This window comes from Hafnia alvei, from assembly GCF_900095695.1.
Taxonomy (GTDB): domain Bacteria; phylum Pseudomonadota; class Gammaproteobacteria; order Enterobacterales; family Enterobacteriaceae; genus Hafnia; species Hafnia alvei_B.
This window is the reverse complement of sequence record NZ_FMIQ01000006.1, coordinates 137,498-150,281: the sequence shown is the minus strand read 5'-3', so window position 1 is coordinate 150,281 and position 12,784 is coordinate 137,498. Positions and strand designations below refer to the sequence as shown.

The window sequence follows — 12,784 nt, the reverse complement described above, 5'->3', positions numbered from 1 at the left end:
CCATTGCCGCAGGTTGCCGCCGTGACACTGTGTGACACCCGTTGCAATCTCGTTGAACGGAGAGGCAACGGAAAACAAGTTAAGACCATTCAGCCTTTGGGCTCGATACCCTGCCTCAATAGCTCTTTACGTGCCAATGCCTTTAACCAGTTACCAAGGCTTACACCCTCTCGGCTGGCTGCTTCGTTTAACTGTTGGCGCAATTCAGGTGTGATACGGATCTGGAAGGTTGGCGATAGGCCTTCGCCTTTTGGTGTTTTGTCTCTTCTGATTGTTGACATGTACGTACGTAATCCTCTAGTATGGATTTTATTATGTACGTACGTTACCACGGCGTATGTAAAAAAAGCAACGCCCCAGAGTGTTACGAGCACAACTAGGGCGTCTGACCAAACCGTTAATGAGGTAACGATCATGGCTTGTTTTAAGTCTACCCAAACTCACCCTAAATTTCAGTATCGTTTTCTGGCACTCAATCGCCACGACAAAAAAGCTAAACCTTGCCGGCTGTCAGTTGAAGCTACTACTGAGCACGAAGCCCGTCGTATTTTGGCACCGCACTTCATTCTTTCATTCGCCGCACGTCTGCCAGTAACCATAGAGAAAACCTCTACGGTTCAGGAGGTGCACCATGCGTAACATCTCTATTACTGAGCTAAACACTCTACAGATTGAACCCACTATTACGGGACGTATTTTGTTGTACGTTGATGCTGGGCGCGTTGTTTCCAATATTTCAATACCTAGCGATCACATTGTGGCTAGTGTTGATGCGTTTATGGAGTTAGCAGAACGAGCGGGATACAAAAAAAATGCGTATGAATCGATCGCTATTCAAGAAGGATTTACGGGCGATATTTTGGTTCATGCCGAAAATGGCAAAAAGACCCACCAGCGAGAATTACGCCCTAATGAACATGTGGCAACGATACTCGGGCTAATTGAGATTGCCGAACAGGCTGGCTATAAGATCACCGCACGGTAACGGAGTAAAAATTATGACTATAAAAAATTCCGGCTTAGTTGCTGGTGGTCACGCTCAACCTAAAAAGGGCGATAAGTATAAAGATAGCCACGGTTCACTAATAGAAATCACTTATGTTTTTGGTGAACGGGTGACATACAAGCGTCAAGGCTATGCAAATGAATGCGTATGTTCGTTGGGACGTTTACAGCGTGAATTTACCCTTGTGGAAAAAATGACGTTCGCCCAATGGAATGAACGAAATAAGACCGCAGAAAAAATCGAATCCCTACGTGCTGTTCTCACGGCAAAAAAAGAGGCAGGTAAAAAATGAGCGCTGTAAAAAAGATCCCTGATGCTGTTTTTTGCTGTCTCTATCGTTGGATGCAAACGGGCGGCGAGCTGGACAAGGTGACATTATCCGCCGCAGTTAACCAAACGAGTGAAACGGAACCGGTAGGCGTACTGGTACGCAAGCTGGAAGAGCTACGTAAAGCCGGATATGACGATATTCAGGGTGCAGGTTATATGTCTGTACGCCATCCCGAACAGGCGAGAGAAAGACCATTTGAGCTGGTGGAAAGCGTGATCGGAAAATCTGAGGCGGCGGGGATCCTGAAAGATAGCCGTGTGACGTTATTATTCCCGCCAACGCCTGTAGGGATAAAGAAAACAACACTCCCGTTAAGTGTTGGCTCAACGGGGTATGACCGCCAGCAGGACTACACAATAAAAGGCCACCTACCATCAAATAGCCTGTGTAGCGTATATGGTCCAAGTGGTTCGTATAAATCATTTCTTGCGGTGTCGTGGGCTTGTCATATTGCTGCAGGGCTCAAATGGTCAGGCAAGAGTGTGTCTGGTGGCTCCGTGCTGTATATCGTCGGTGAGGGTGGTATAGGTGTACCACGCCGTATTAAAGCATGGGAAAACGTCTACAACGATGCGGTACCGCTCGATAATTTTTATCTTGTTAACCGTCCTGTGTTTCCTGTTCGTCCAGATGAAGCTAATCAGGTTGTAATTGCCGCCAAACAGGTAGAGGCGACAACGGGTGAACCTGTGAAATTTATTGTCATTGATACGCTGGCGCGGTGCTTTGGTGGGAACGATGAAAACGACGCACGAGACATGGGGGCGTTTATTGAGGGATGCGACCTAATCAAGCGAGAAACAGGGGCCACTCTTCTGGTGGTGCATCACTCAGGCAAAGACGAGGGGAAAGGTGCGCGCGGCTCTAGTGCGTTCCGAGCGGCGTTAGATGCTGAGTTTCATGTAAAGCGTGAGGGTGACGGAGGCGCGTTAGTTCTGACCTGCACCAAAATGAAGGATTCAGAAGAACAGCCACAAAGAGCCTACGACCTGCGAACGGCGGAGTTGTTCACTGATGATGATGGTGAGCTAATTTGCTCGCTGGTGGTTATCGATGTACCACGTGAGGCGAAAGACGAAGATCCTGAATTGTCTGTCGTGGCGAACCTATCTAAAAACCATACGGCGTTATGGCAGTGTATCCGCAGCCGAACGGCTAGCGGCGAGGACTGCACCCGCGCCCTACTCCGCGACGATATGATCGCTATGTTAGGTGATAACGGGCGTCGAGGGTTTAACCGTTGGTTGGAGAAATTGGAGCGTGACGAACTGATAAAAATCGATGGGGATGAGGTTAGCCCGTTAGGTAGATTGGAGCGTTAAAAAGTGCGCGGAAAGTGCGCACAGGTGCGCGGATTTTTGGGCAATAACCTGTTTTGCGCACTTTTCATGTATATATACGGGAAAAGTGCGCAAACAGGAAAAAACACCCCTGAAAGCCGCGCCACTACTGGGTTTTACTCGTGCGCACCGAGTTATGCAAGTGCGCGGAAAATGCCGGACTTAAAAAGTGCGCGGAAAGTGCGCACAGGTGCGCGGAATTTGTCGGTAATTAATCATAACCATGAGGATATTTTGCAAATATGAAAAGCCAAATCCAGAACGATATTGATAGGTCAAAACGTATGCTTCAGGAAATTACTGAGCATCGAGAAATGTTTGGTATTCCAGAGTCGCTATGGTTGCTCACCGATGATGAGTATCGAGCCATTGTTAATGGAGGTGCTTACTTTTGTGTGGATCACCATGACTGTCTGCGCCATGAGTTTTCCGGTGAAATTATCGCATCCACTCAAGAGCAGGTTGATATTCTCATCGAGAATCTAAAGGCGCTGAGAAAGAAAATGGCTCCTGCTTTGGACTGTACGAAAAAAGATTTGTAAATAAAATATAACCAATAATAACTATGATTACCCATAGTTACCTTGGTAACAATCACCCTATTTACATTATTTTTTTGCTGTATATGTTGATCCGTGGCACTCAGACGTGAGCCGCCACAGGGCCGTTTAATCAAGCTGCGAGAAGTAGCCTGCGAGACGCAGAAAAAGACTAAACGGCCCACCCTCCTCTTTTAGTGCTGGTTTCACGTCGCGTTATTAACCTATGCGAGAAACCATACATGAAAAAACTGTTAGAACTCCGCCAGAAAAAAACCGAACTCACCGCACAAATGCGCTCCATCCTGACCAAATCAGAGGAAGAAAATCGCAGCCTAACTGATGAAGAATCCAAGCAGTTTGATGCGATTAAAACTCAAGCCGAAAGCCTGAATACTGAAATTCAGCGTTTCGAAGATCTGGCAGATGCAGAACGTAAGCAGGCAGAAAAAACGCCAGAAGATAAATCCAACCGCAGTAAAGTCACCAACGACGAATTACGCACCTACATCATGACGGGCGATACCCGCTCTCTGTCTACGGGCGTTCCTGCCGATGGCGGTTACACCGTTATTCCTGATTTAGATAAGCAGATCATGCGCCAACTTTCTGACGATTCAGAAATGCGCCAAATCTGTACGGTGAAAACCACAGGCAGTAATGAGTTTAAAAAGCTGGTATCCGTTGGCGGCGCGGAAGTAGCACGCGGTGAAGAAGGCAAAGCCCGTGGCGAAACTGCGACGCCGAAGCTGGAAGAGGTCAGTATTAAGTTATTCCCTGTCTACGCCTATCCAAAGACTACCCAAGAAATCCTCGATTTTAGCGATGTGGATATTATGGGCTGGCTGACCGAAGAGATTGCTGACACCTTTACTGAAACAGAAGAACTGGATCTGGTATCCGGCGACGGTAGCAAAAAATCGAAAGGCTTCTTGGCCTATCCACGGGCAGCCACCGCCGATAAAACCCGCCCATTCGGTACATTGGAAAAAATGGACGCCGCAGGTGCTGCGCCTACCGCTGATGAACTGATCGATCTCCTATTCAAGCTCAAGAAGAAATACCGCAAAAACGCGGTGTGGGTGATGAACTCCAATACCGCCGCCGCATTGCAAAAGCTCAAGAACGGCAACGGTGATTACATCTGGCGCGATGGTTTGCAAAAAGGTGATCCGGATATGTTGCTGGGTAAACCTGTGCACTATCTGGAGAACATGCCAGATGCAGCAGCAGGCCAACCGGTGCTAGCGGTAGGCGACTTTAAGCGCGGTTACTTCATTGTCGATCACACTACCGGCACTCGAACCCGTCCAGACAACATTACCGAACCGGGCTTTTACAAAGTCCACACCGATAAATATTTGGGTGGTGGGCTGGTGGACTCCAACGCAATTAAGGTTTTGGAGATTCAGGAAGCCACTTCCTAAGTTTGTGAATCAATAAGGGGCTACGGCCCCTTTCTTGTTTGGAGTCTGAGTAATGAAAAATACTGATATTGAGATCCGCGCCGCCAACTTGACCAGCCAAGATAAAAAGCTGACGGGCTATGTTGTGAAATGGAATAGCCGTTCACAGGTGCTGTGGGATGAGTTTGTTGAGCAATTCTCACCTAACGCCTTTCAAAATAGCCTCGTGGGTGGTGCAGACGTTCGCGCATTATATGAACATGATTACACCGCGCTATTGGGTCGCACTACGTCCGGTACGCTGACGCTTGCCGAGGATGCCACAGGGCTACGCTTTGAGCTAACGCCACCCGATACGCAATTAGGCCGTGATGTGCTGACGTTGGTCGATCGTGGCGATATTACAGGCATGTCGTTTGGATTCCGTGCGCTAAAAGACCAGTGGGACAGTACCCAAACGCCTTACGTGCGTACGGTGATAGAAGCTGAACTACGAGAAATTACCGTCACCAGTATTCCAGCCTATCCAGAAAGTGGCGTAGAAGTGGCAAAGCGCTCTCTGTTTATCCAACATCCCGAGCTATCAGGCCAGAATAATGAAATGCGCCGACGCTGGTTAAAACTGGCGGAGGTGTGAGTATGTGGCCTTGGAAACGTAAGAGCGAATCTCGCAGCTTGACCATTGATGATTTCTTGGCGCTGGCGGGTATTCCTAACACTGGTTCAGGTGAGCATGTTTCGCCGTCTACCGCTGAATCACTCCCTGCTGTGATGAACGCCGTCACGGTGATCAGCGAAGCGGTGGCCACAATGCCGTGTTTTCTGTATCGCGTTAAAAATATCGATGGCACTGAGTCCCGCGAATGGATGGCAAACCATGCCGTTGACTACCTCCTTAACGAAAAGCCTAACGACTGCCAGACCGCCTACCAATTTAAACGTACGCTGATGCGGCATTGCTTACTGAACGGGAACGCCTACGCGGTGATTGAGTGGGGGTGCGATGGACACCCGAAGTCTTTACACCCCTATCCGCCGTATGCGGTAGTGCCTAAGCGATTATCCGATCATCGTTTTGCTTACACCGTGACCGAACCCTATAGCGGTAAGGTGAAAACGTATCTGCAAGATGAAATTTTGCACCTGCGCTATGCGTCAGACGATGGCTTTATGGGGCGATCTCCTATCACGATTTGCCGTGAAACATTAGGACTCGGTTTAGCCCAACAGCGCCACGGTGCCAGCATTATGAAAGATGGCATGATGGCGGCTGGCGTTATCAAATCGGGTGAGTGGTTGGATGGTGTCAAAGGGGCTAAAGCTCTCGAGGCATTAGAGCGCTACAAAGGGGCGCGTAACGCAGGTAAAACACCCATCCTTGAAGGTGGCATGAGTTATGAAAAGCTGGGCATGAGCAATCAAGATGCCGAATGGTTAGCTTCCCGCCGCTTCACCATCGAAGATATTGCTCGCATGTTTAACGTGTCGCCCATTTTTTTACAGGAATATTCAAACAGTACCTACAGCAACTTTAGTGAGGCAAGCCGCGCTTTTCTTTCTATGACCATGCGCCCTTGGCTGACCAATTTCGAGCAGCAACTTAAAGCCGCTTTGCTGGTGGCCCCGAGCACGCCTGATATTCGTTTTCTCATCGAATTTGATACTGCTGACCTTCTCCGCGCTAACCCACAAGAACGCTTCCAGAGCTATGAAACGGCGATTAAATCCGGTGTGTTCTGCCCGAATGAAGCCCGCGAACGCGAGGGAATGTCTCCGCGTGAAGGTGGCGACGAGTTCTCACAGGCTTGGAAACAAACCGTCGAGGTTAAGGGTAGCAATAAGGCGGGTGAAAAATGAGAGCAGGAAAGATGAAACGCCGCATTGTCTTTCAAGTATCGGAAGAACACCGCGCCCCGTCTGGGCAGGTAATTTATGAATGGTCAGATCTTGCTACCGTCTGGGCAGAGATCCGCGCTATCAGTGGGCGTGAGCGTATGTCTTCTGGTGCGCTGTATTCCGAGGCCACCGTACGTATTTGGACGCGCTACCGTCACGATATTACTACCGCCAACCGCATTCTTTATCGTTCGCCCAATGTTCGCGGGCAGGTATACGGCATCGTGGCTGTCATTCCTGACGTGGATCACACGCGGCTTGAACTGCTGTGTAAGGGAGGCATTTTCAATGAGTGAGTTAATCAGTCTGAACGAAGCAAAGCTGCATTGCCGTATTGATGATGATTATGAAGATACGTTGATACAGATGTATATCGACGCCGCGCTGGAGGTCTGCCAGAAGCATATCGGCAAACAGTTTGATAACGGTCTGGAGTTTACCCCAGCTATCAAGATTGGTTGCCTGATGTACGTTTCTCAATTGTATGAGTATCGCACCACTATTAGCGACGTTGGAGCCAAAGAGATACCTCACGCAATTTCTGCGCTGTGGTCAGTCTACCGAGATGTGGGGATTTATTAATGCCGTGGCAACCACTGAAACGCTGTACCTATCCAAGCTGCAATAAGCGCGTGAAGTCAGGCCGATGCGATGAGCATAAACGCTTAGCCAATGCCAAGACCACCGAACAGCGAGGAACGCGCACCACCCGAGGCTATTCAAATCGCTGGGGCAAGTATCGCCTAATCTACCTCAAGGCTCACCCGCTCTGTGTCCACTGTGAGCAGCGGGGAATATATACCGCCGCTAAGATTGTCGATCACATCATCCCGATAAATGGGGAGTCTGATGTGTTGTTCTGGCCTGAAAGCAATCATCAAGGGTTATGCCAATCCTGCCATAGCCGTAAGACCACGACACAAGACCCGCTCACTAAGCAGCAGCGCAAGGCGGGTAAGTTCCGTGAGTTAGAGGAAGCCGCCGAGCGGCGTAATGACTGGATATATGAGTACAACAAAAATGCATGAAAAAGAGATAGAGCAATTAATCAATGGATTAAAGCGTAGTCGTGATGGCTTTACCCATCGCCACGGCAAGACACCTGAGCAGGCTATAGGCAAGCGCATGACGAAGCGTGACCGTGAGCTAATGGACGTATTCAGAAACCGATAGTTAGCCGCTCAGATGGGTGGGGGGAGTTTTGAAGACAAAGCCCCCTCACCGGAGGAACCACCCGCCTCCTCAAATTTTTACGCGCGGCACTTTTTTTCACAGCAGTAAGGCACAGGAAAACAGTAATTTATGGCAAGGCCACCAAAAGCCCCCGCTTATTTAGATGATATTGCCACCGCAGAGTGGAAAGCGAGAGCAAAACAATTGATGGAGCGCGGCGACTTGATTGATGCCGATTGGCGTAACCTTGAATTGTATTGCCTCAACTATTCAATGTACCGTCGCGCCGTGGCAGACCTTGCCACTCGTGGATTTTCGGTTGAAGGTTCACGCGGCGCCACCACCACAAACCCCGCTTTAAAAGCCAAGTCTGATGCCGAAAAAATCATGATAAAAATGTCGTCATTGCTGGGCTTTGATCCCGTCTCTCGCCGCCGTAATCCGGTAGAAAACAATGAGGACGATGAACTTGACCGCCTATAACGAGTACGCGTTAGACGTCAAAAACGGCAAAATTCCGGCCTGTAAGCGTCTCAAACAGGCCATTGAGCGGTACTTTTGTGACCTAAACAATCCGCTCTATACGTTCGACAGCGCCACTGTAGAGCGCTTTATTGCCTTTTCGTTGCTGTGTCCTCATGTCAAAGGCCCGCTGCGCGGTAAACCGATTGAGCTATCGCCGTGGATGCAGTTCGCCTTTGCAAATGTGCTCGGCTTTAAAGTTAAGAGCACAGGCCGCAGAAAATACCGCAGTGCTTTTGTACTGGTATCGCGTAAGAACGCCAAATCTACCGCTGCCGCAATTCTGGCTAACTGGTTTTTGGTGATGGAGGAAGGCCAGCAGGATATTTACACCGCTGCCGTGAGTCGTGATCAGGCGCGTATCGTGTTTGATGATGCTCGGCAAATGAGCTTGCTCTCAAAGCCCCTGAGAAAGCGCCTGACCATCCAACAACACAAGATGATATACGGGAAATCTAACAGCCTGTTAAAGCCGCTGGCGGCGAAAGCGGCGACGATTGAAGGGACTAACCCGAGTCTCGCTATTGTCGATGAGTACCACTTACACCCTGATAACTCGGTTTACTCCGCGCTTGAACTTGGTATGGGGGCACGTCCAGAGGCGCTATTGTTCGCTATCACGACAGCCGGCAGTAACGTTGTCTCGGCCTGTAAGCAGCATTATGACTATTGCTGTCAGATTCTCGACGGTGAAGAAACGAATGAATCACTGTTTGCGCTCATCTACGAGCTGGACGACGAGAACGAAGTTGATGATCCCGAACAGTGGATAAAGGCAAATCCTAATTTACATGTTTCGGTTGATGCGGTGGCGCTGGCTGACACTATCAAAAAGGCGCGGGGTATTCCGTCGCAATGGGTAGAAATGCTGACTAAGCGCTTTAATATCTGGTGTCAGGGTGAAACACCGTGGATGGGAACGGGCGCATGGGATGCCTGTAGAGAAGACTACACCGAAGAAGATTTACACGGCCTCGAGTGTTATGCGGGGCTTGATTTGTCTTCAACCAATGACATTACCAGCGTGTGTTACACCTTCCCCGTTGAAAAGCGGCTTTTGTTACTCACTCGGCACTACCTGCCAGAAGCACAGCTCAATAACCCCGCTAATAAGAACCGCGCCATTTATCGCCAGTGGGCAAAACAAGGCTGGATACGCATCACAAAGGGCGACTGTATTGATTATGATCGTATCCGTGATGACATCCTTCAAGACTCCGAGCATTTTTCTATCAAGCTGGTGGGCTTTGATACGTGGAACGCTACACACCTGAGAACCCAACTGCAGGGCGCAGGTTTGGACGTTGAGCCATTCCCACAGACCTACATGAAATTTAGCCCCGTTGCTAAGTCGCTGGAGGTTTTTGTTAACCGTAAGGTGGTCAGGCATAACGGCGATCCGGTGCTGTCATGGGCGCTATCTAACGTGGTAATGGAGTCAGACGCCAACGCCAACATAAAACCAAATAAGAAAAAATCCGCCAACAAAATAGATCCTGCCATCGCTGGCTTGATGAGTTTTGGTACTTGGCAGATTGAACACGAAGATTTCGCTTTTGATATGAGCGAAGAACAGCAAGAACGCCTAAAAGCGTTTAACGGCATTTAAGAGAGGTATCACGATGGCATTTATTGACGTTCCTATTCGTACACTGCGTTTTCATGGACCGCTCATTGCACAATTTGGCAAAGAGTTTAAATACCGCGCACACAACGCGCCAAAGATGATCAGCGCAGCAAAAAACCTGTTACCCAATTTTGAGCATTACATGCTGGCAGCACACAAGCGCGGGTTAACCTTTGCGGTGTTTGTTGGAAAACGAAATATCAAAGAGGATGAACTAGAACTGACAAACGGTACTGACGATATTCATTTGGTTCCGGTGCTTATTGGCAGTAAACGCGCTGGCCTATTCCAAACGATACTCGGTGCCGCTTTGATCGCTGCTGCTATCTTTACTCCTGCTGCTGGATTGGCTGCCGCTGGACTCACGGCGGGCGGGTTGGGGATGGCTGGCGCGTCCCTTGCACTCGGCGGCGTTATCCAAATGTTATCCCCCCAACAGGCTGGGCTACGTATGCGGCAAGATCCAGATAATAAACCCAGTTATGCATTTGGTGGCCCAGTCAATACCACCGCTCAAGGCAATCCGGTACCGATTGGTTATGGTCAACGCGAGATTGGCGGCGCTGTCATATCTGCCGGAATCTATACGGAAGATCAAGTTTAATCATGAAAATGACGCAGGTTGAATATCAAATCTTATGCGCCATGATGCAAAAGCATGACGATCAACATCCAAGACAGACGCCGCGCCAGCGTCGTGAGGTTATGAAGCGTAACAGGTTAGCAATTCTATCGACCCGCAAGAACGCAGCGCCGGATTATGATGTTCGGGCAACCTATCAATGGAAACCAACAAGGCCACAAAGATAAATAGTTACCTATGATTACCGTTCTGAGGTATCCCCAGAGTATCCCCAGAAAAACAAAGGGCTCGCAATTTTCATGCAAGCCCTTGAATTTATTGGTGGGTCGTGGCGGGTTCGAACCGCCGACCAATTGATTAAGAGTCAACTGCTCTACCAACTGAGCTAACGACCCAACGGCGGTGATTATTCTCTTCTGTGATGTTTGCGTCAATCATCACACAATCCCTGAGCGAACGGTTGGTGTCCGCCTAGGTTTACGAAATGTTTAAGAAACACGCATCATTCACCGCAGTGACTTCGCTTGCTGAATCTGACGCACGCAGCGCGCCAGTTCTGTGATGTTGTGATCGGGCATGCTGTGTTGTTCTAGCGCGGAGTCTAAAGAGAATAAATACTCCGCGTTGGTGCCCAGCACACCGCTTGCCTGAGAAATCAGCGCTGCCACGGTATTCAATGCCGAACAAGATTCATATAGCGGGTGTTCACGATCGGTGATAAAGGTAATGCCCTTTACTTCTCGGCCATCCGAAAGAGTCAATGAGCACCACTGTGGAGTGTAAACTCCTGCCAGCATCTCACGCGTCCAAAGTATCTGCAGTTCGCTACGCGCATTTTCGTCTGATAAGCGAAATGCTAATCCACGCGTCTCGCCTCCCGGTTTTAAACCCAACATACGTCCCGGAGTACATTCAGAGCCACGCCCTGCTAATAGACGAATATTAAAATCACGTTGCCAGCCTTTTAAGAACGCGGGCTGCACCTCGGCAAATTCAAGCAGCGGATTCCAAATAAGTGAACCATAGCCAAAAACCCAAATCCCCTGCCCTTCGGGGCAACTCTCAATCACATCATTCAACGACGCATTCAGCTGTGCTGGCGTCCAGAACAAGTTTTCTAATGCTGAGTAGGTTTTGGCATAGTCTTGCGATTCTAATAACTTTCGAGTTAACACGTTAACCTCCCCCGCGCAGAAAACAACGACAGTGAATTTAAACTAATCTATAGATGGTTTTAACTCAACTGTCATCATGCGCCGTGTGGCGGTTGTGAAGTAATCAAATATTTCGAATGATGTATAGGGCGATGGAGGTTTCACAGATAATGATCATAATCGACCAAAACGCCGCCATAAATTGAGATTTGTTTTTAAGAAAAGCATGAAAGGATTGCATAATCGGTTTGCCCATCAGGCGTGACCATTAATGTGTATAACAATGCTACTCCCCCGAAAATATTTCTGCAAATTATCAATTTTAGTTGATAATCCAAAAACTCCCGTCGAATAGTTTTATTCCGTTTTCCATTAACGAATCTCCCTTATATTTTGCCTTTATTTTCTCTTTTATTAGATAACGAGAAGCGTTCTCATCCTTTGTTAATTTATCCCTAAATAACCGTAAATTGTGTTTTGTCACATAGTAGTGGTCATTTTTTATCACTTGGGCTACATTTGTAATATAGGCCTTAAATATAAGAATTATTGAAGCTTTTGCTTTGTTTACGCGTTTCACCAGCTAGGAATTAATTGCTGTTTAGTAGTCTACTTACCATGAGGGACGGATAATGAAGCTACGGTTTATTTTCGCAATCGCAGCTAGCGCTGGCTTGTTTGCCGCACCAGCGATGGCAGCTACGACAACGGGTACCGTTGCCGTAACATTAACACTTACCAACGGCTGTCTAGTCAACGGATCACCTGCGCAAACGGCGGTTAACTTCGGCTCGTTGAACTTTGGAACATCCGTTGCGACCTTTGATACATTAACTGCCACCTTTACCGGCGGAGGCACCGGCGGTAATACGTTTAACGTGCAGTGTACATCTGGCGCAACCTATACCGTCGCGCTCACCAGCAGCCTCAATGCCGCGCCTACTACGGTCTACGGCACTGTTGGCACCCCCGGGCGTTATTTGATCAGCCCAACTGCCACCACGCAAGGTATTGCCTATAGCGTTTATGGAACCTCAGGCATGACAACTGCATTGGCGAACGGCGCCCCGTTAACAGCGGTGAGCACCAGTGGAAACACGAACAGCTATGCGTTATGGGCCAAAATCGTTGGCGTTGCGAACAGCACAAACGTATTAGCAGGTGCTTATGCTGACACGTTAAACATTACCATTACTTATTAATTAGC

At 48.7% G+C, this 12,784-nt stretch carries 18 protein-coding genes and 1 tRNA gene; 16 read left to right on the top strand and 3 right to left on the bottom strand.

All coding sequences use genetic code 11. From position 1 onward, the window contains the following. Nucleotides 1–89: 89 nt before the first annotated feature. Nucleotides 90–281 (bottom strand): toxin-antitoxin system HicB family antitoxin, encoded by a 192-nt coding sequence (locus BN1044_RS02155; RefSeq protein ID WP_071778727.1) that lies wholly within the window; start codon nucleotides 279–281, stop codon nucleotides 90–92. Between BN1044_RS02155 and BN1044_RS24155 the strand changes: the two genes are divergently transcribed. The 15 genes from BN1044_RS24155 (at nucleotide 280) to BN1044_RS23270 (ending at nucleotide 10,650) form a co-directional block, all read left to right on the top strand. Next, complete coding sequence (locus BN1044_RS24155; protein ID WP_368072894.1) at nucleotides 280–639, top strand: host cell division inhibitor Icd-like protein; 360 nt, start codon at nucleotides 280–282, stop codon at nucleotides 637–639. The genes BN1044_RS02155 and BN1044_RS24155 overlap by 2 nt on opposite strands. Then, on the top strand, nucleotides 632–985 hold the full coding sequence (locus tag BN1044_RS02145; RefSeq protein ID WP_072307363.1) for a hypothetical protein: 354 nt from the start codon (nucleotides 632–634) through the stop codon (nucleotides 983–985). The genes BN1044_RS24155 and BN1044_RS02145 overlap by 8 nt, the downstream gene beginning before the upstream one ends. A 13-nt stretch (nucleotides 986–998) precedes the next feature. Continuing rightward, entirely contained in the window at nucleotides 999–1,298 is a 300-nt protein-coding gene (locus BN1044_RS02140; protein ID WP_043488950.1) for a DUF4222 domain-containing protein, read from the top strand. Continuing rightward, complete coding sequence (locus BN1044_RS02135) at nucleotides 1,295–2,659, top strand: helicase RepA family protein (RefSeq protein WP_072307362.1); 1,365 nt, start codon at nucleotides 1,295–1,297, stop codon at nucleotides 2,657–2,659. The genes BN1044_RS02140 and BN1044_RS02135 overlap by 4 nt, the downstream gene beginning before the upstream one ends. Before the next feature lie 260 nt (nucleotides 2,660–2,919). After that, complete coding sequence (locus BN1044_RS02130; RefSeq protein ID WP_081329517.1) at nucleotides 2,920–3,219, top strand: hypothetical protein; 300 nt, start codon at nucleotides 2,920–2,922, stop codon at nucleotides 3,217–3,219. A gap of 239 nt (nucleotides 3,220–3,458) precedes the next feature. Beyond that, nucleotides 3,459–4,643, top strand: coding sequence for a phage major capsid protein (locus tag BN1044_RS02125; protein ID WP_072307361.1), 1,185 nt, complete (start codon nucleotides 3,459–3,461; stop codon nucleotides 4,641–4,643). Nucleotides 4,644–4,695: 52 nt separating this feature from the next. Next, a complete protein-coding gene (locus tag BN1044_RS02120) occupies nucleotides 4,696–5,259 on the top strand; it encodes an HK97 family phage prohead protease (RefSeq protein WP_072307360.1) in 564 nt (187 codons plus the stop codon). A gap of 2 nt (nucleotides 5,260–5,261) precedes the next feature. Then, the gene (locus BN1044_RS02115) at nucleotides 5,262–6,479 is read left to right on the top strand and encodes a phage portal protein (RefSeq protein WP_072307359.1); all 1,218 of its coding nucleotides are present in this window, start codon (nucleotides 5,262–5,264) and stop codon (nucleotides 6,477–6,479) included. Beyond that, the gene (locus BN1044_RS02110) at nucleotides 6,476–6,814 is read left to right on the top strand and encodes a phage head closure protein (protein ID WP_072307358.1); all 339 of its coding nucleotides are present in this window, start codon (nucleotides 6,476–6,478) and stop codon (nucleotides 6,812–6,814) included. Before BN1044_RS02115 ends, BN1044_RS02110 begins: the two co-directional genes overlap by 4 nt. Further along, entirely contained in the window at nucleotides 6,807–7,100 is a 294-nt protein-coding gene (locus BN1044_RS02105) for a head-tail connector protein (RefSeq protein ID WP_072307357.1), read from the top strand. The genes BN1044_RS02110 and BN1044_RS02105 overlap by 8 nt, the downstream gene beginning before the upstream one ends. After that, entirely contained in the window at nucleotides 7,100–7,546 is a 447-nt protein-coding gene (locus BN1044_RS02100) for an HNH endonuclease signature motif containing protein (RefSeq protein ID WP_072307356.1), read from the top strand. Before BN1044_RS02105 ends, BN1044_RS02100 begins: the two co-directional genes overlap by 1 nt. 274 nt (nucleotides 7,547–7,820) lie before the next feature. Then, nucleotides 7,821–8,174 (top strand): phage terminase small subunit P27 family, encoded by a 354-nt coding sequence (locus BN1044_RS02095; RefSeq protein ID WP_004097125.1) that lies wholly within the window; start codon nucleotides 7,821–7,823, stop codon nucleotides 8,172–8,174. After that, nucleotides 8,161–9,822, top strand: a complete 1,662-nt coding sequence (locus BN1044_RS02090) for a terminase large subunit (RefSeq protein WP_072307609.1) — start codon at nucleotides 8,161–8,163, stop codon at nucleotides 9,820–9,822. Before BN1044_RS02095 ends, BN1044_RS02090 begins: the two co-directional genes overlap by 14 nt. 13 nt (nucleotides 9,823–9,835) lie before the next feature. After that, nucleotides 9,836–10,444, top strand: coding sequence for a tail assembly protein (locus BN1044_RS02085; RefSeq protein ID WP_039184631.1), 609 nt, complete (start codon nucleotides 9,836–9,838; stop codon nucleotides 10,442–10,444). A gap of 2 nt (nucleotides 10,445–10,446) precedes the next feature. Beyond that, nucleotides 10,447–10,650, top strand: coding sequence for a hypothetical protein (locus BN1044_RS23270; protein ID WP_130973948.1), 204 nt, complete (start codon nucleotides 10,447–10,449; stop codon nucleotides 10,648–10,650). 92 nt (nucleotides 10,651–10,742) lie between these two features. Here BN1044_RS23270 and BN1044_RS02080 read toward each other — a convergent pair. Both BN1044_RS02080 and BN1044_RS02075 read right to left on the bottom strand, forming a co-directional pair. After that, nucleotides 10,743–10,818, bottom strand: a tRNA-Lys gene (locus tag BN1044_RS02080). 111 nt (nucleotides 10,819–10,929) lie between these two features. Beyond that, nucleotides 10,930–11,598 carry a gamma-glutamylcyclotransferase gene (locus tag BN1044_RS02075; protein ID WP_072307355.1) on the bottom strand — a complete coding sequence of 223 codons (669 nt, stop codon included), beginning with the start codon at nucleotides 11,596–11,598 and terminating at the stop codon, nucleotides 10,930–10,932. Nucleotides 11,599–12,209: 611 nt separating this feature from the next. Here BN1044_RS02075 and BN1044_RS02065 point away from each other — a divergent pair. Continuing rightward, complete coding sequence (locus BN1044_RS02065; protein ID WP_072307353.1) at nucleotides 12,210–12,779, top strand: spore coat protein U domain-containing protein; 570 nt, start codon at nucleotides 12,210–12,212, stop codon at nucleotides 12,777–12,779. Nucleotides 12,780–12,784 lie beyond the last annotated feature (5 nt).